We start from the raw sequence: 17,085 nt of genomic DNA on the forward strand, positions 1-17,085 counted from the left end.
CGGGGCGCCATGGCGCCGGTAAGTCATGCGATATCCGAGCGCCTTTCTTTTGGTTACTTTTCTTTGGCAAGACAAAGAAAAGTGACCGCTGCCCCGCGCAGGGGCGACGCTAATAGACCGACACGATTGCAGGTGCTTCGCGACACCGGAAGCAAGCCCCAGACAAGAGAGAAAAAGCCCCAAAATACCGACACGGCGTAGCCGGCCCCCGGCCCTAAAGGGCAAAACCAAAACCTTCCGATAGAACCCGTCGCAATTCCGCAAGACGCTTGCGTCACCCTTACCTAAACTTGATCCTGTTGAACCCTCTTACGAAACCGAAAGGAACGACCATGACGACCTCGACCGTGACCCGCCAGACATTCGACGAAGTGATGGTGCCGGTATTCTCTCCCGCCCCGTTCGTGCCGGATCGCGCAGAGGGCTCCCGCGTGTGGGACACGGCCGGCCGCGAGTACATCGATTTCGCGTGCGGCATCGCGGTCACGTCGCTCGGCCACGGCCACCCGGAACTGCTGAAGGTGCTGGACGAACAAGGCCGCAAGCTCTGGCACATCGGCAACGGCTACACGAACGAACCGGTGCTGCGCCTCGCGAAGCGCCTCGAATCGCTGACCTTCGCCGATCGCGCGTTCTTCGCAAACTCGGGCGCGGAAGCCAACGAAGCCGCACTGAAGCTCGCGCGCCGCGTCGCCTTCGACCGCCACGGCGCCGATAAGTACGAAATCGTGTCGTTCGTGCAGTCGTTCCACGGCCGCACGTTCTTCACGGTCAGCGTCGGCGGTCAGCCGAAGTACTCGGAAGGCTTCGGCCCGGTGCCGGAAGGCATCAAGCACCTGCCGTTCAACGACATCGAAGCCGCGAAGGCCGCGATCGGCCCGAAAACCTGCGCCGTGATCGTCGAGCCGGTGCAAGGCGAGGGCGGCGTGATCCCCGCCGATCCGGCGTTCCTGAAGGCGCTGCGCGAAGCGTGCGACGCCAACGGCGCACTGCTGATTTTCGATGAAGTGCAAACGGGCGTGGGCCGCACCGGCCAGTTCTACGCCTACATGGACACGGGCGTCACGCCGGACATCCTGACGACCGCCAAGGCGCTCGGCAACGGCTTCCCGATCGGCGCGATGCTGACGACGAACGAACTGGCCGCGCACTTCAAGGTCGGCGTGCACGGCACGACGTACGGCGGCAACCCGCTCGCATCGGCAATCGCGGACAAGGTCGTCGAGCTGATCGGCGACCCGGCGCTGCTCGAAGGCGTGCGCGAACGCAGCGTGCGCCTGAAGGGCGCGCTGGAACGCATCAACGCGCGCTTCGGCATCTTCAAGGACGTGCGCGGCAAGGGCCTGCTGGTCGGCGCGGAACTCACCGCCGCATTCGACGGCCGCGCGAAGGACTTCGTCACCGCCGCCGCCGAGAACGGCCTGATCATGCTGATCGCCGGCCCGAACGTGCTGCGTTTCGTCCCGTCGCTGGTGATCCCGTTCGACCTGCTCGACGAAGGCGTGAAGCGCTTCGAGAAAGCGGTCGAACAAGTGCTCGCGGCCCAGGAAGCCACCGCGCGCTGATCGGCGCGCCCATCGCAGACAGGAACGACGATGCTATTTGTTCGCCCCGGCAAACTCACGGATCTCGATGCGCTCGCGCACATGGCGCGCACCGCGCAGCCGGTCCTGCACTCGCTGCCGCACGACCGCGCGGCGCTCGAAGCGCGTGTGGCGCTTTCCGAGGATTCGTTTCGCGCGGACGTCGACTTCGCCGGCGAGGAGTTCTACCTCTTCGTGCTCGAGGATTCGTCGACCGGCAAGCTGCTCGGCACGGCGAGCATCGTGGCCGCGGCCGGCTACTCGGAGCCGTTCTACGCGTTCCGCAACGACGCGCTGATCCACGCGTCGCGCGAGTTGCACGTGAACCGCAAGATCCACGCGCTCACGATGTCGCACGAGCTGACCGGCAAGAGCCGGCTCGCGGGCTTCTACGTCGATCCGTCGCTGCGCGGCGACGCGGCCGCGCACCTGATCTCGCGCGCCCGGATGATGTACATCGCCGCGAACCGCCGCCGCTTCACGCCGGAAGTATTCACGCTGCTGCTCGGCGTGAGCGACGGCAACGGCGCATCGCCGTTCTGGGAAGCGGTGGGCCGCAAGTTCTTCGGCCGCGACTTCACCGACGTCGACATCGCGTCGGGCGGCCGCAGCCGCACGTTCATCGCGGAAGTGATGCCGGCCTATCCGCTCTACGTGCCGCTGTTGCCCGAAGCCGCGCAGCGCGTGCTCGGCGAGCCGAACGAAACGGCGTTGCTCGCGTACGACATCCATCTCGAGGAAGGCTTCGAGCCCGACCGCTTCGTCGACATCTTCGACGCGGGCCCGGTGCTGACCGCGCAGGTCGACCGTACCGCGTGCGTGAAGCAGGCGTCGGAGCGCGTCGTGCGCGAGGCCGCGCACCAGCAGGGCGACGTCGCGTACATGGTGTCGACCGGCAGCGGCGAATCGTTCCGCTGCGTGCTGGCCGACCTGCCGGGCGACACGGCCGATGCGGGCGGCGCCGAGGCGCCGCTGGCCGGCGACGTGCGCGCGGCGCTCGACGTGAAGGACGGCGATGTCGTGCGCTGCGTGCCGCTGCACCGCCGCGACGAGGAAGATTTGAAGGGAGACGCAGCATGATCGTCGTTCGGGTCGTACAAACGGGCGACGTCGACGCGCTCGTGTCGCTCGCGCAGGAAACCGGGCCGGGGCTGACCACGTTCAAGCCCGACCGCGACGCGCTCGCCGCGCGCATCGAACGCTCGCGCCGCACGCTCGAAGGCCGGGCCGCGCCGGGCGAAGCCGGCTACTTCTTCGTGATGGAAGAATCGAAGACGGGCGACATCGCGGGCGTGTGCGGGATCGAAACGCAGGTCGGCCTCGAGCAGCCGTTCTACAACTACCGCGTGAGCACGGTCGTGCATGCGAGCCAGGAGCTCGGCGTGTGGACGCGGATGTCCGCGCTGAACATCTCGCACGACCTGACGGGCTACGCGGAAGTGTGCTCGCTGTTCCTGAGCCCGCGCTATCGCACGGGCGGCGTCGGCGGCCTGCTGTCGCGCTCGCGTTTCATGTTCATCGCGCAGTTCCGCGACCGCTTTCCGGAACGCATCTGCGCGGAACTGCGCGGCCACTTCGACGAGGACGGCACGTCGCCGTTCTGGCGCGCGGTCGGTTCGCACTTCTACCAGATCGACTTCAACGCGGCCGATTACCTGAGCTCGCACGGCCGCAAGTCGTTCCTCGCGGAACTGATGCCGCGCTATCCGGTATACGTCGACCTGCTGCCGCAGGACGCGCAGGACGCGGTCGGGCTCACGCACCGCGACACGCTGCCGGCCCGCAAGATGCTCGAAGCGGAAGGGCTGCGCTACCAGAACCACGTCGACATCTTCGACGCGGGCCCCGTGCTCGAATGCCACGTCAACGACCTGCGCACGGTGCGCGAGAGCGTCGTCGTACCGGTCGCGATCGGCGTGCCCGACGCGCGGGACGACGCCCCTCGGTCGCTGGTGTCGAACACGTCGCTGGGCGATTTCCGCGTCGGCGTCGCGCCGGGCGTGGTCGCGAACGGCGCGTTCGTGCTGTCGGCCGACGATGCCATCGCGCTCGACGTGAAGGCCGGCGATCCGGTCCGCGTACTGCCGCTCAAAGTCAAACAGGGATAAACGAATCATGACGGAACTCTTCATCGACGGCGCCTGGGTCGCAGGCTCGGGCCCCGTCTTCGCTTCGCGCAACCCCGGCACCGACGCCGTCGCCTGGCAGGGCGAGAGCGCGTCGGCGGCCGACGTCGACCGTGCGGTCGCGAGCGCACGTCGCGCGTTCGCCGGCTGGTCGGCGCTCGACTTCGAAGCGCGCTGCGAAATCGTCAAGCGCTTCGCCGCGTTGCTCACCGAGCGCAAGGAAGCGATCGCGACCGCGATCGGCCGCGAGACGGGCAAACCGCTGTGGGAAGCGCGCACCGAAGTCGCATCGATGGCCGCGAAGGTCGGCATCTCGATCCAGGCGTATCAGGAACGCACCGGCGAGAAGCGTCAGGACATGGCCGACGGCGTCGCGGTGCTGCGTCACCGCCCGCACGGCGTCGTCGCGGTGTTCGGCCCGTACAACTTCCCCGGCCACTTGCCGAACGGTCATATCGTGCCGGCGCTGATCGCCGGCAACACGATCGTGTTCAAGCCGTCGGAGCTTGCGCCGGGCGTCGCGCGCGCGACGGTCGAGGTGTGGCAGGAAGCCGGGTTGCCGGCCGGCGTGCTGAACCTCGTGCAGGGCGAGAAGGACACCGGCATCGCGCTCGCGAACCATCGGCAGATCGACGGGCTGTTCTTCACCGGCAGTTCCGATACGGGCACGCTGCTGCACAAGCAGTTCGGCGGCCGTCCGGAGATCGTGCTCGCGCTCGAGATGGGCGGCAACAACCCGCTCGTGATCGGCGAAGTCGAGGACATCGACGCGGCCGTGCATCACACGATCCAGTCGGCGTTCCTGTCGGCCGGCCAGCGCTGCACGTGCGCGCGCCGCATCTTCGTGCCGCAGGGCGCGTTCGGCGACCGCTTCCTCGCGCGCTTCGCAGACGTCACGTCGAAGATCACCGCCGACGTGTTCGACGCCGATCCGCAGCCGTTCATGGGCGCGGTGATCTCGGCACGCGCGGCCGCGAAGCTGGTCGATGCGCAGGCGCGCCTGGTCGAGCAGGGCGCGAAGCCGATCGTCGCGATGACACAGCGCGATCCGCGCCTCGGCTTCGTGAATGCGGCGATCGTCGACGTGACGGGCGTCGCGAACCTGCCCGACGAAGAGCATTTCGGCCCGCTCGCGCAGGTCGTCCGCTACGCGACGTTCGATGAGGCGATCGAACGCGCGAACGACACGGCGTTCGGCCTGTCCGCAGGCCTCTTGGCCGACGACGCGAAGGTATGGGAGCACTTCCGCCGCACGATCCGCGCCGGGATCGTCAACTGGAACCGGCCGACCAATGGCGCATCGTCCGCCGCGCCGTTCGGCGGCACGGGCCGCTCGGGCAACCATCGCCCGAGCGCGTACTACGCGGCCGACTATTGCGCGTACCCGATGGCGTCGGTGGAGAGCACGCAACTGACTTTGCCCGCGAGCCTGTCGCCGGGCCTGCATTTCTGATCGAGGGAACGACGATGAACGCACAAGAAGCCAATTTCGACGGGCTCGTCGGCCCGACCCACAACTACGCCGGGCTGTCGTTCGGCAACGTGGCGTCGCTCAACAACGAGAAGTCGGCCGCGAACCCGAAGGCCGCCGCGAAGCAGGGGCTGCGCAAGATGAAGCAGCTCGCGGATCTCGGTTTCGCGCAAGGCGTGCTGCCGCCGCAGGAGCGGCCGTCGCTGCGCCTGTTGCGCGAGCTCGGCTTCTCCGGCAAGGACGCGGACGTGATCGCGAAGGCCGCGAAGCAGGCGCCCGAATTGCTCGCCGCGGCGAGCTCGGCGTCGGCGATGTGGACCGCGAACGCGGCCACCGTCAGCCCGTCGGCGGATACCAGCGACGGCCGCGTGCACTTCACGCCGGCGAACCTGTGCAGCAAGCTGCATCGCGCGATCGAGCACGAAGCGACGCGCCGCACGCTGTCGACGCTGTTCGCGGACCCCACGCACTTCGCGGTGCACGAAGCGCTGACCGGCACGCCGGCGCTCGGCGACGAAGGCGCGGCGAACCATACGCGCTTCTGCGCCGAATACGGCAAGCCGGGCATCGAATTCTTCGTGTACGGCCGCGCCGAATACCGTCGCGGCCCCGAGCCGAAGCGCTTCCCGGCACGTCAGACCTTCGAGGCGAGCCGCGCGGTCGCGCATCGCCACGGGCTCGCAGAGGAAGCGACGGTGTACGCGCAGCAGGACCCGGACGTGATCGACGCGGGCGTGTTCCACAACGACGTGATCTCGGTCGGCAACCGCGACACGCTGTTCACGCACGAACGCGCGTTCGTCAACAAGCAGGCGATCTACGACACGCTGACCGCCGCGCTCGACGCGCGCGGTGCGCGCCTGAACGTGATCGAGGTGCCCGACGCGGCGGTGAGCGTGAACGACGCGGTGACGTCCTACCTGTTCAACAGCCAGCTGTTGTCGCGCGCGGATGGTTCGCAGGTGCTCGTCGTGCCGCAGGAATGCCGCGAGAACGCGCGGGTCGCCGCCTATCTCGACCAGCTGGCGGCCGGCAACGGCCCGATTCACGACGTGCTCGTGTTCGACCTGCGCGAAAGCATGAAGAATGGCGGCGGCCCGGCGTGCCTGCGCCTGCGCGTCGTGCTGAACGACGCCGAGCGCGCGGCCGTCACGTCGAACGTGTGGATCAACGACACGCTGTTCGCGTCGCTCGACGCGTGGATCGACAAGCACTATCGTGACCGCCTCGCACCGGAAGACCTCGCCGATCCGGCGCTGCTCGACGAGTCGCGTACGGCGCTCGACGAGCTTACGCAGATCCTGCGCGTCGGTTCGCTGTATGACTTCCAGCGCTGAGGCACGGATGCCGGCCGCCGCGTTGCTCGACGATTTTCTGGCGTTCACGCTCGCTGGTGACGCGCCGGCCGAACGGGACGGCGCCTGCGCGGGCGGCGCGGTGCGCTGGCAATGGCTCGGCGACGGGCTGCTCGCGTTCGAACCGGCGGCGACCGACGCCGCGGCGCGCGCGAGCGTGCTCGTGTCGGCCGGCGTGCATGGCGACGAGACCGCGCCGATCGAGCTGCTGTCGATGCTCGCGCGCGACCTCGTGGCGGGTGCGCTGCCGCTCGCGTGCCGGCTGCTCGTCGTGCTCGGCAACGTGCCGGCGATGCGCGCGGGCGAACGCTATCTCGACGATGACCTGAACCGCCTGTTCAGCGGCCGTCACGCGCAGGTGCCCGCGAGTCGCGAAGCGCCGCGCGCCGCGCAGCTCGAAGCGGCGGCATCCGCGTTCTTCGGGGCGGCGCCGGCGGGCAGCGCACGCTGGCATATCGACATGCACACGGCGATTCGCGCATCGGTGTTCGAACAGTTCGCGCTGCTGCCGCACACGGGCACGCCGCCCACGCGCGCGATGGTCGAATGGCTCGGCGATGCACGCATCGCGGCCGTGCTGCTGCATACGGCGAAGGGCAACACGTATTCGCATTTCACGGCCGAGCATTGCGGCGCGCTCGCGTGCACGCTGGAGCTCGGCAAGGTGCGTCCGTTCGGCCAGAACGACCTGACGCGCTTCGCGCCGGCCGACCGCGCGGTGCGCAAGCTCGTGTCGGGTGGGCGGGCGGAAGGCGGTGCCACGTTGCCGCGCGTGTTCACCGTCATCGACCAGATCACGAAGCAGAGCGACGCGCTCGAGCTGTTCGTCGCGGCCGACGTCGCGAACTTCACCGCGTTCACGCGCGGCACCGTGCTCGCGCAGGACGGCGACTACCGCTACACGGTGAAGCACGACGAGGAACGCATCGTGTTTCCGAACCCGACCGTGAAGCCCGGCCTGCGCGCGGGCCTGCTCGTCGTCGATACGACGCGCGACACGCTGGCCGCACTCGTCTGATCAGGGTGCGATCGTGCGGGCTGCGGCGACTCGCAGTCCGCGCATCGTCTCGCGGTCCCTTCATTTTTTTGCGATAACACCCGCCCGCCGCACGGCCGGCGCACGCGCCACGCTTGCGTATTTGCGACACCGTCTTGCGAGTTCGACGGGGCGCGTGGCGGCTCCCGGACGCGCAGCGCAGCATTGCATATCGGTGGCCGCTTTGCCATATCGGGCCGCGCGGATTGGTACAATCGCGGCCTTGCGGCTGTTGCGCCGCATCACGGCGCGGCATCGGCATTGTCGGTGTCATCCGACCCTGCAATGATGCATGCGCCCGTAGTTCCGGAACATTCGAGTATCGAGGAGAACACCTGATGAAGTTGGATTGGCGTAAAGTGGCCGCGCATGCGGTGGTGGCGGCATCGGCGATGGCGGCAGGCAGCGCGTTTGCCGCGGATCTGAAGGAGATCCGGTTCGGCGTCGAGGCCTCGTACGCACCGTTCGAATACAAGACGCCCGACGGCAAACTGACCGGCTTCGACATCGACATCGGCAACGCGGTGTGCGCGAAGCTGAAGACCAAGTGCGTGTGGGTCGAGAACGACTTCGACGGCCTGATCCCGGCGCTGCAGGCGCGCAAGTTCGACGCGATCAACTCGGACATGACGATCACCGAGCAGCGCAAGCACGCGATCGCATTCACCGATCCGATCTACACGATTCCGAACCAGCTGATCGCGAAGCAGGGCAGCGGCCTGCTGCCGACCCCGCAATCGCTGAAGGGCAAGCGCGTCGGCGTGCTGCAGGGCACGATCCAGGAAGCGTATGCAAAGAAGAAGTGGGCGCCGGCCGGTGTTGAAGTCGTGCCGTACCAGACGCAGGATCTGGCGTACGCCGACCTGAAGTCGGGCCGTCTCGACGCGACGTTCCAGGATTCGGAAGCCGGCTCGAAGGGCTTCCTGGCGAAGCCGCAAGGCCAGGGCTTCGCGTTCGCGGGCGGCACGGTCAGCGACACCGAGATCCTCGGCTCGGGCGTCGGCTTCGGCCTGCGCAAGAACGACGCGGCACTGAAGACCGCGCTCGATCAGGCGCTGAAGGAACTGAAGGCCGACGGCACGATCGACAACCTCGCGAAGAAGTACTTCAGCGTGCCCGTCACGCTCAAGTAAGCGCATCGCTCGAGCGCACGCTGTTGTAAAGAAAACCCGGCCGCTGATGCGGCCGGGTTTTTCTTTTGGGGAGCGAAAACGCCGGACGCGCGCCGGCCGTCAGCCTGGCTGCGCGGGAAAGAACCGCCCCAGCTCGCGCGCGAGTTCGTTGAGCACGGCCATCTCCTGCTGCGAGATCTTGCGTGCGGGTTGCGCGCCGGCCCAGTCGCCGTACAGCAGCGCGACACTCGTCGTGCCGACGCGCACGGGCAGCAGCACGAATGCGCGCGTGTCGTCGAACGCGTCGAGATACCACGCGGGCAGGCGCTTCATCATCTTTGGCTCCTGCGCCTGCTCGATGAAGATGCCGACCGAGTTCGAGATCGCGAGATGAAACACGTCCGGCTCGAAGCGTTCGTCGAAGCGCAGCCGGTCGAGCGCCGTGTCGACGCCGGGGCCGAAGCCCAGGCGCGCGGCGAACGTACCGTCGTCGTGACGCACGAACATCACGGTGCGCGTGAACGCGAGGCCGGCCAGCAGGCTTTCCGACGCGAGCGCGAGCACCGGCGTCAGCACGTGCTCGGACGGCAGCGCGCGCAGGTCGGCCAGACCGGCTTCGAGGCAGGCCTCGGGCGCGGCTTGGGCGCGCGCGATCGCATCGGCGTTCGCGCGCAACTCGACGATCTCGCGCATCACGGTGTCGCTCGCTTCCTCGCGCGCGAGCCGCTCGGCGATCTCGACGAGCGCGTCGGATTCCATGTCGAGCTCCGCGCCGTAGTGCTGCGCGAGCGCCGCGATGCGCGCGTCGCGCTGCGGGCTCGCGGGCATGACGAGCGCGCCGGCGACGTCGGTCGAGCAGCGGCTCACCGCGCGCAGCCAGCGGATGCGGTCGGCCGGGCCGCGATCGGCCGGACCGTCGTCTGCCGCCGGGCCCGCGTGGCGGGCGTCGCCGTCGTCGTCGAACGCGTCGGCGTGCGCCGCGTGATCTCCGTTGGCCATCCCCGCGCGGATCACGTCGGGCAGCCGCCAGCGCGCGGCGGCTTCGAGACCGATCTCGTCGAAGCCGACGCCAAGCACGTCGACGCAGGCGGCCGATTCGTCGCCGTTCAACTCGGCCGCGCGGCGGCGGATGTGATCCCATTCGTTGTCGAGATAGCAGACCACCAGCAGCTTGCCGACCTGGCGCATCAGCGTGCAGACGACGGCTTCCTCGCCCGAGCGCAGTTCGGCGCGCTCGGTGAGCTTGCGCGCGACGCAGCCGGACAGCAGCGCGCGGTTCAGTGCCAGCTTCGCGTCGATGCGCCGCGGCGTGCTCTGATGGAAATGGTCGACGAGCTTCAACCCGACGACGAGATGGCCGACGGCGTCCATGCCGAGCACCATCAGTGCGCGGGTCACGGTGGTGATGTTGCCGCCGAACGCCATGTACATCGCGGAGTTCGCGAGCCGCAGCACTTTCTGCGTGAGCGCGAAGTCCGACAGCACGACGCGCACGAGCGCGGTGAAGTCGAGGTCGTCGTTCTTCATCGCGGCCATCGTCGCGCGCAGCGATTCCGACAGCAGCGGGAAATCGCCCCGTTCGTTCATCCGGGCCCACAGCTTGTCGAGCAGCGCGGTGCGGGGCAGGTATTCGGTGGTTGACATACGGATCTGTTCGGTTCGCCGCGCGCGTCAGGCGGCGGCGTGCAGGTGCAGCTGCTGCGCCTCGAAGCGCCGCGCGAGCTCCTCGGACGGCAGCGCCTGGCAGACGAGCCAGCCCTGGATGTGATTGCAGCCCATCTCCGACAGCAGCGCGCGCTGCGCCTCGGTCTCGACGCCTTCGGCAACGAGCTCGAGATCCAGTGTCTGCGCGAGGCCGACCACCGCGGACACGATCGCGCGGTCGTTGCGCGACGTCAGCAGGTTCTCGACGAAACTGCGGTCGATCTTCAGCTTCGCGAGCGGGAAACGCTGCAGATAGGCGAGGCTCGAATAGCCGGTGCCGAAATCGTCGATCGCGAAGCGGATGCCGAGACCGGTCAGTTCCTCGAGCAGGATTTTCGCGTGCGCGGGATCGTGCATCAGCAGGCTTTCGGTGATTTCGAGCACGATGCGGCGCGGGTCGATGCCGGTCAGCGCGATCGCCTCGCGCACGCTCTGCGTGAAGCGCGGGTCGCGGAACTGCTGCGGCGACACGTTGACCGCCACGTATTGCAGCGCGAGCCCCTGGCCGTCCCACGCGACGAGCTGCATGCACGCGGCCTTGAGCACCCAGTTGCCGAGGTAGTTGATCAGGCCGATCGATTCGGCGAGCGGGATGAAGGTGGCCGGCGGCACGAGGCCGTGCACCGGATGGCGCCAGCGGATCAGTGCCTCGACGCCGACCACCGCGCCCGACTGGCTGCGCGTGATCGGCTGGAAATGGAGCGAAAACTCGCCGTTGCGCACGCCGTCGTACAGATCCGCCTCGAGCTTGAGCCGTTCGGCGTCGGCCGGATCGTCGACGGGCGCATGGAACGCGAGCGCGTTGCCGCCCGATGCCTTCGCCTGCGCGAGCGCGTGGTCGGCGCGGCGCAGCAGCGGGCTGTGATGCTGCGCCCGGTGCGGTGCGGCACGTTCGTCAGGATAGAGCGCGATGCCGATGCTCGCGGACAGGTGCACGGTCTGCCCCTGAAATACATAGGGCTCGCGCACCGCGGCCTGCAGCCGGCGCGCGAGCGCATCGGCGGCATGGCTCGCCTGCGCGCGGTCCGCTGCGCCCAGCACGACCGCGAACTTGTCGCTCGCGACGCGCGCGAGCCGCTCGTTCGGCGTGACGAGCGCCTTCAGCCGCTGTGCGGTCTCGCGCAGCAGCATGTCACCGGCGTCGTAGCCGAGCGCGCGGTTGATCCGCTGGTAGTCGTCGAGGTCGAGCAGCAGCAGCGCCGCGCAGGTGCCGCTCTCGTCGGCCGTCTGCTGCGCGGCCATCAGCGCCGGCACGAGCGCGGACAGGTTGTCGAGCCCCGTCATCGGGTCGTGGTGCATTTCGTACGTCAGGCGAGCCTCGAGCGCGCGCCACGACGACACGTCGAACGCCGCGATCGCGAAGCCGTCGACGCCGTGGTGGCGGCTCTTGAACGCGCGGATCTCGACGTCCAGCGGGTAGGTGAGCGACTTGACGATGCACATCGTCGCCTTCTCGACCTGGCCGGAACGGGCGGCGCGTGCAAGCAGGCCTTCGAGCGCCGGGGTATCCTGTTCGGCGATCAGGTCGCGCAGCGTCAGCGTATGCAGATAGTCGCGGTGGTAGCCGATGAAGCGCAGGCTGGCGTCGGACACGTACAGAAAGCGCAGCTCGCGGTCGACGTGGGCGAGGAAATCCACCGTGCCGACCGTCTGTTCCAGCCAGTTGCGCACGGAGTCGTCGCGGCGCGGCGCGACGGCGCGCGCGGGCATCAGCGCGCCGCCCGACCGAGCGAAGCGTCGCAGCGTATGCAAGGCGCTGCGCCAGGAGCCCTTGCGTGACGTCTGTTTCCTGTTGGCTTCCATGTTTCTCGCTGACGTGAAGGGCTGGAACCGGTTGTCCGGAAGGAATAACGGCAGACTGTCAGAAATCTTTAACGGGCCGGCCGCGGGCGGCGCTGCCGCGGTCCGGGTCAACGAGGCAGGCGTTCGACAGGCGAACACCTGAATGGCCTGCATCGAGGCCGACTTTATAAGAAATGAGGACGCAGATGAAGCGAAAACTGTTGCTGGGCGCCATGGCGGCGCTGGTGGCCGGCCATGCGCTGCTGGCGCAGGCGGAACTGAGGCCGGGCGCCGCGGCGCCCGATTTCACGACGCAGGCGTCGCTGGGCGGCAAGACTTACACGTACTCGCTCGCGGACGCACTGAAGCAGGGGCCGGTCGTGCTGTATTTCTATCCGGCGGCGTTCACGAAGGGCTGCACGATCGAGGCGCATGCGTTTGCGGACGCGGTCGACCGTTACAAGGCTTACGGCGCGACGGTGATCGGCGTGTCGGCCGACAACATCGACACGCTGACGAAGTTCTCGGTGAGCGAGTGCCGCAGCAAGTTCCCGGTGGCGGCCGACCCGGACGCGAAGATCATCCGCGAATACGACGCGAAGCTGCCGGCGCTCGACCGGGCCAACCGCGTGTCCTATGTGATTTCGCCGGAAGGGAAGGTTCTCTACGAATACACGAGCCTGTCGCCCGACAAGCACGTCGAGAACACGCTCGCCGCCGTGAAGGCGTGGGCCGACGCGCATCCGAAGCAGTAAGCGGCTGCCCCGCACGTGAAAACGGCCCGTCGTGCGGGCCGCGGGCACGGGCATGCGCCGCCCTTCCGGGAGGCGCGCGACGGGCCGTTACGCGCGCAATGCCTGTTCGATCGGCACGCTGCCGCCGACGAAGCCGACGATCTTGCGCGAGATGCCGAGCTTGATCGCCTCGATCGCGGCCCATGCAACATCCTGGCGCGAGACGGGCGGCGCGGGCTCGAGCCACCGGTCGGTCAGCGCGATCTTGCCGACGCCCGGATCGTCCGTGAGCGGGCCCGGGCGCAGGATCACATAGTCGACGCCCGACGCGATCACGCGCTCGTCGCCTTCGCGCTTCATCTGCGAATAGTGGTGCAGCGCGTCCGGGCCCTGCTCGGGCCGGTACGCGGACAGCGAGCTGACCACCACGAGCTTCTGCGTGTTGTAGGCCAGCGCGTAGTCGGCCGCGCGGGCGACCGCGTCGCGGTCGACCTGCTCCTCTTCGGTCGCACCGTCCGATTCCGCCGAGCCTGCCGTGTAGATCACGTGCGTGATGCCCTGGAACGCGTGCGAGAAATCGTTCGTCAGATCGGCCTCGACGACCCGTGCGCCCGCCAGCGCATAGCCGTGCCGGCGCACGAGCGCCGTGACCTCGAACTCCGGCTGCTTCAGCAGCAGATCCGCGCAGGCCTGGCCCGTCCGGCCGGTCGCGCCAATCAGCAGTACCTTCGTCGTCATGAAACCGCTCCTTGCTCGATGCGTCATCCATCCAGATAGGGACGGACGACCGATAACTCAAGTGTAATGTCGAATCGACCCGGCGGCGGGGGTGTAATAAGGGGCGTACCGGCATCGGGCGTACCGGCGTTCATTCATCAGTTGCTCCGGGAAACCTCGTCCTTCAGGACGGGGAGGAAAGGAGCGCAGCTGTTTGACAGCGGCATTCCACCGTTAAAATGGCCGGCATGATCCTTGTCTATCGCTACCGGGTGAAATCGCTCAACGGACTGCTCAACAAGCAGAGCCGCGCGGTGAACTACGTCTGGAACTTCTGCAACGACACGCAGAAGCACGCGCTCAAGTGGGGCAAGAAGTGGCCGACGGGATTCGACCTGAACGTGCTGACGACTGGCAGCAGCAAGGAACTCGGTATTCACTCCGGCACGGTCAACGCGACGTGCGAGCAATACGCGAAGTCGCGCAGTCAGCACCGTCGGCCCTACCTGCGCTATCGCGGCAGGAAATCGCTGGGCTGGTTGCCGCTGAAGGGCCGCGACCTGAAGCGCGAAGGCGACGCGTTCCGTTTCGCGGGCAACACCTTTCGCGTGTTCAACAGCCGACCGCTTCCCGAAGGCAAGATCAAGGACGGGACCAACTTCGCGCAGGATGCACGCGGCAACTGGTTTCTCAACATCGTGATCGAGATGCCCGATGTGCAGGCCCGCCCGATCCGTTCCGGCGTCGGCATCGATCTCGGCCTGAAAGACTTCACCACACTTTCGACCGGCGAGAAGCTGCCCAATGACCAGTTTGGCCGGCGCGCGGCTGAAAGGTTGGCGAAGGCGCAGCGTGCGCACAAGCACAAGCGGCATATCGCGAAGCTGCACGCCAAGGTCGCGAATGCGCGTGCCGATTTCCAACACAAGCTCGCGCTCGATCTGGTGCGGCGCTTCGATTACATCGCGGTTGGCAACGTATCTGCCGTCAAACTTGCCAGAACCAGGATGGCAAAGAGCGTCTACGACGCATCCTGGTCGTCCTTCCGAAACAAGCTCCGCTATAAAGCGATCGCGCACGGGGCCACGTTCGAGGAAGTCGACGAAAGCGGTTCGACCCAGTCCTGTTCGGCGTGCGGATCGAAAGACAGCACGACGCGGCCGAAAGGTATCGCGGGACTGAGAATAAGAGAGTGGGTCTGCAGTGACTGTGGTGTCTTGCATGATCGAGATACCAACGCTGCGTTGAACATTCTCCGATGCGGACGTGCATCGCCAGGTGTGGGAACCCTCTCCCTTTAGGGAGAGGAGGACGTCAATCACACGGATGCGGGAATGACGCGCCGACCGGCTATCATGTGCGCGATGCATTTTTCGCCGCTACGTGTGAATAACGCGGCGGCCCACCGGTTGGAGTACACATGGCATTACCCCTGGACAACGTCAGCATGGCCGTGTTCTGCGACTTCGAGAACGTCGCGCTCGGCGTGCGCGATGCGAAGTACGAGAAATTCGACATCAAGCCCGTGCTGGAGCGCCTGCTGCTGAAAGGCAGCATCGTCGTGAAGAAGGCCTATTGCGACTGGGATCGCTACAAGGGCTTCAAGGCGTCGATGCACGAGGCGAGCTTCGAGCTGATCGAGATCCCGCACGTGCGCCAGTCGGGCAAGAATTCGGCCGACATCCGGCTCGTCGTGGACGCGCTCGACCTCTGCTACACGAAGTCGCACGTCGATACGTTCGTGATCATCAGCGGCGATTCGGATTTCTCGCCGCTCGTGTCGAAGCTGCGCGAGAACGCGAAGAAGGTGATCGGCGTCGGCGTGAAGAAATCGACGTCGGATCTGCTGGTCGCGAACTGCGACGAATTCATCTTCTACGACGACCTGGTGCGCGAGCAGCAGCGTGCGCTCGCGAAGCGCGAACAGCAGCAGCGCGCGGGCAACGGCGGCGCGAAGCGGCCGGACGAGCCGTCGCGCAAGCACGACATGGATGCGCGCAAGGCCGAGGCGATCGCGCTGGCGGTCGAGACGTTCGACGCGCTCGCGTCGGAGCGCGACGACGTCGGCAAGATCTGGGCGTCGGTGCTCAAGAGCGCGATCAAGCGCCGCAAGCCGGATTTCAACGAGTCGTACTACGGGTTCCGCGCGTTCGGCAACCTGCTCGACGAGGCGCAGGCGCGCGGGCTGCTCGAAGTGGGGCGCGACGACAAGTCGGGCGCGTTCGTGTCGCGGGCTCGCCAGTCGGCCACAGCCGAGCACGTTGCCGCAGGGGGTGAAGGCGGCGCGGCGCACCACGGCGGTCACCACGGTACGCGCGCGGCGGAGGCGGTGCCGGCCGGCCGCGAGGCGCGCCGTCGCGGGCAGCGCGCGCAAGCCGTCGTCCACGAAAGCGTGCAGGTCGAAGCTGAGGACGCGGAAGGCGCGGAGTTTGCCGAGGTCGCCGATGCGACGCCGGCCGAAACACCCGACGCACCCGACACGCCCGACGTGGCCGAAGCGCATGGCGACGCGAAGGATGGCCGCAAGCGTGCGCGCAAGAGCGCGGCGAAGAAGACCGGCGCGAAGAAAGGCGCCGCCGCGAAGGGCGCCGATCGCTCCGCCGCCGGCAAGCCGGACGCCGCTGCGCAGGGCGATGCGGCGCACGGTGGCGATGCGCACGCGCCCGGCCAGCGTGGGGACGAGTCGCATCGCGACGCAGCGCATGACGAGCGGCACGCGGTGGCGCCAGCCGAACCGGCGCCTCGCGCTTCCGGCGCTCGGGACGAGGCAGTGCAATCGTCGCACGACGTGGCGCCGCTCGACGCGACGCCCGAAGGCGCTGCCGAAGCGCCGGCCGCCGCCAAGCCGAAGAAACCGGCCCGCAAGGCGGCACCGCGTGCGCGCCGTCCGCGCAAGACGACGGCTGCCGCCGAGTAACCGGGTAACGGTAGCTGGCAGTTGGCGACAGTCTGACGATCGGCCGGGTCTCGTCCGCAACCGGGCGACACCCGCGCCATCCGGGCCGGCGCAATGCCGGCCTGCCGCGCTACCCGTTCAGCCCATACGGCTGCGTCATCACTTCGAGGAAGTGACCGTCCGGATCGTCGAAGTACACGCCGCGTCCGTCGTTGTGGCGGTAGATGTCGCCGGGTTGCCGCTTCGCCGGATCGGCCCAGTGCGGCAGCCCGCGTTCGCGAATGCGCGCGAGCACGCGATCGAAGCCGGCTTCGTCGATCAGGAACGCGTAATGCTGCGACCGGATCTCGCCCGCCTGTTCGTAAAAATCGAGCGACACACCATTGTCGAGCGCGACGACCAGCATCGCGCCGAACGGCGTCGGCGGCGGCAATTCCAGCAGTTCGGTGAGAAAGCGGCTCGACGCATGCTTGTCGCGGCACCAGACGATCGTGTGGTTGAGCTGGACGTTCATGGCGGGCTCCCGTGTGGCGGGGCGGCGGTGGGCATGGACACACGATAGCCGATTG

Annotated in this window: 14 protein-coding genes; 10 read left to right on the forward strand and 4 right to left on the reverse strand. The window is 67.6% G+C overall.

Annotated features, from left to right (window positions below; genetic code table 11):
* Positions 1-332: 332 nt before the first annotated feature.
* From H3O04_RS13835 to H3O04_RS13865, 7 genes are all read left to right on the forward strand, one after another.
* Complete coding sequence (locus tag H3O04_RS13835) at positions 333-1,565, forward strand: aspartate aminotransferase family protein (protein WP_027805962.1); 1,233 nt, start codon at positions 333-335, stop codon at positions 1,563-1,565.
* A gap of 30 nt (positions 1,566-1,595) precedes the next feature.
* Positions 1,596-2,663, forward strand: a complete 1,068-nt coding sequence (gene aruF / locus H3O04_RS13840) for an arginine/ornithine succinyltransferase subunit alpha (protein ID WP_011544986.1) — start codon at positions 1,596-1,598, stop codon at positions 2,661-2,663.
* Positions 2,660-3,691: an arginine N-succinyltransferase gene (gene astA / locus H3O04_RS13845; protein WP_124591678.1), complete on the forward strand. Its 1,032-nt coding sequence runs from the start codon at positions 2,660-2,662 to the stop codon at positions 3,689-3,691. The genes aruF and astA overlap by 4 nt, the downstream gene beginning before the upstream one ends.
* Before the next feature lie 7 nt (positions 3,692-3,698).
* A complete protein-coding gene (gene astD, locus H3O04_RS13850) occupies positions 3,699-5,162 on the forward strand; it encodes a succinylglutamate-semialdehyde dehydrogenase (protein WP_124591677.1) in 1,464 nt (487 codons plus the stop codon).
* Positions 5,163-5,176: 14 nt separating this feature from the next.
* Positions 5,177-6,517, forward strand: coding sequence for an N-succinylarginine dihydrolase (astB, locus tag H3O04_RS13855; protein WP_011544989.1), 1,341 nt, complete (start codon positions 5,177-5,179; stop codon positions 6,515-6,517).
* A gap of 7 nt (positions 6,518-6,524) precedes the next feature.
* Positions 6,525-7,553 carry a succinylglutamate desuccinylase gene (astE, locus tag H3O04_RS13860; protein WP_011544990.1) on the forward strand — a complete coding sequence of 343 codons (1,029 nt, stop codon included), beginning with the start codon at positions 6,525-6,527 and terminating at the stop codon, positions 7,551-7,553.
* Positions 7,554-7,909: 356 nt separating this feature from the next.
* Positions 7,910-8,704 (forward strand): ABC transporter substrate-binding protein, encoded by a 795-nt coding sequence (locus H3O04_RS13865; RefSeq protein WP_202587892.1) that lies wholly within the window; start codon positions 7,910-7,912, stop codon positions 8,702-8,704.
* A 99-nt stretch (positions 8,705-8,803) separates the two neighbouring features.
* Here H3O04_RS13865 and H3O04_RS13870 read toward each other — a convergent pair whose 3' ends face one another.
* Both H3O04_RS13870 and cdpA read right to left on the reverse strand, forming a co-directional pair.
* Positions 8,804-10,327, reverse strand: coding sequence for an HDOD domain-containing protein (locus H3O04_RS13870; protein ID WP_011544993.1), 1,524 nt, complete (start codon positions 10,325-10,327; stop codon positions 8,804-8,806).
* Positions 10,328-10,354: 27 nt separating this feature from the next.
* A complete protein-coding gene (gene cdpA, locus H3O04_RS13875; protein WP_193759616.1) occupies positions 10,355-12,097 on the reverse strand; it encodes a cyclic di-GMP phosphodiesterase CdpA in 1,743 nt (580 codons plus the stop codon).
* A gap of 278 nt (positions 12,098-12,375) precedes the next feature.
* On the opposite strand from cdpA, the gene H3O04_RS13880 reads away from it, so the two are divergent.
* The gene (locus H3O04_RS13880; RefSeq protein WP_011544995.1) at positions 12,376-12,924 is read left to right on the forward strand and encodes a peroxiredoxin; all 549 of its coding nucleotides are present in this window, start codon (positions 12,376-12,378) and stop codon (positions 12,922-12,924) included.
* 87 nt (positions 12,925-13,011) lie between these two features.
* Here H3O04_RS13880 and H3O04_RS13885 read toward each other — a convergent pair whose 3' ends face one another.
* A complete protein-coding gene (locus H3O04_RS13885; RefSeq protein ID WP_006476432.1) occupies positions 13,012-13,641 on the reverse strand; it encodes an SDR family oxidoreductase in 630 nt (209 codons plus the stop codon).
* Between the two features lie 227 nt (positions 13,642-13,868).
* Here H3O04_RS13885 and H3O04_RS13890 point away from each other — a divergent pair, with 227 nt between their 5' ends.
* Positions 13,869-14,921, forward strand: coding sequence for an RNA-guided endonuclease InsQ/TnpB family protein (locus H3O04_RS13890; RefSeq protein ID WP_041489291.1), 1,053 nt, complete (start codon positions 13,869-13,871; stop codon positions 14,919-14,921).
* A gap of 119 nt (positions 14,922-15,040) precedes the next feature.
* The gene (locus tag H3O04_RS13895) at positions 15,041-16,537 is read left to right on the forward strand and encodes an NYN domain-containing protein (RefSeq protein ID WP_202587893.1); all 1,497 of its coding nucleotides are present in this window, start codon (positions 15,041-15,043) and stop codon (positions 16,535-16,537) included.
* Between the two features lie 109 nt (positions 16,538-16,646).
* On the opposite strand, the gene H3O04_RS13900 is transcribed toward H3O04_RS13895, so the two are convergent.
* Positions 16,647-17,030, reverse strand: coding sequence for a VOC family protein (locus H3O04_RS13900; protein ID WP_011544998.1), 384 nt, complete (start codon positions 17,028-17,030; stop codon positions 16,647-16,649).
* Positions 17,031-17,085 lie beyond the last annotated feature (55 nt).

The organism is Burkholderia sp. KCJ3K979 (genome assembly GCF_016759955.1).
Taxonomy (GTDB): Bacteria; Pseudomonadota; Gammaproteobacteria; order Burkholderiales; family Burkholderiaceae; genus Burkholderia; species Burkholderia orbicola.

Coding starts and splice junctions, on each gene's coding strand:
- H3O04_RS13900 (WP_011544998.1), bottom strand. CDS start 17,030: ATGAACGTCCAGCTCAACCACACGATCGTCTGGTGCCGCGACAAGCAT.
- astD (WP_124591677.1), top strand. CDS start 3,699: ATGACGGAACTCTTCATCGACGGCGCCTGGGTCGCAGGCTCGGGCCCC.
- H3O04_RS13870 (WP_011544993.1), bottom strand. CDS start 10,327: ATGTCAACCACCGAATACCTGCCCCGCACCGCGCTGCTCGACAAGCTG.
- H3O04_RS13835 (WP_027805962.1), top strand. CDS start 333: ATGACGACCTCGACCGTGACCCGCCAGACATTCGACGAAGTGATGGTG.
- H3O04_RS13895 (WP_202587893.1), top strand. CDS start 15,041: ATGGCATTACCCCTGGACAACGTCAGCATGGCCGTGTTCTGCGACTTC.
- astE (WP_011544990.1), top strand. CDS start 6,525: ATGCCGGCCGCCGCGTTGCTCGACGATTTTCTGGCGTTCACGCTCGCT.
- cdpA (WP_193759616.1), bottom strand. CDS start 12,097: ATGCCCGCGCGCGCCGTCGCGCCGCGCCGCGACGACTCCGTGCGCAAC.
- astB (WP_011544989.1), top strand. CDS start 5,177: ATGAACGCACAAGAAGCCAATTTCGACGGGCTCGTCGGCCCGACCCAC.
- H3O04_RS13880 (WP_011544995.1), top strand. CDS start 12,376: ATGAAGCGAAAACTGTTGCTGGGCGCCATGGCGGCGCTGGTGGCCGGC.
- astA (WP_124591678.1), top strand. CDS start 2,660: ATGATCGTCGTTCGGGTCGTACAAACGGGCGACGTCGACGCGCTCGTG.
- aruF (WP_011544986.1), top strand. CDS start 1,596: ATGCTATTTGTTCGCCCCGGCAAACTCACGGATCTCGATGCGCTCGCG.
- H3O04_RS13885 (WP_006476432.1), bottom strand. CDS start 13,641: ATGACGACGAAGGTACTGCTGATTGGCGCGACCGGCCGGACGGGCCAG.
- H3O04_RS13865 (WP_202587892.1), top strand. CDS start 7,910: ATGAAGTTGGATTGGCGTAAAGTGGCCGCGCATGCGGTGGTGGCGGCA.
- H3O04_RS13890 (WP_041489291.1), top strand. CDS start 13,869: ATGATCCTTGTCTATCGCTACCGGGTGAAATCGCTCAACGGACTGCTC.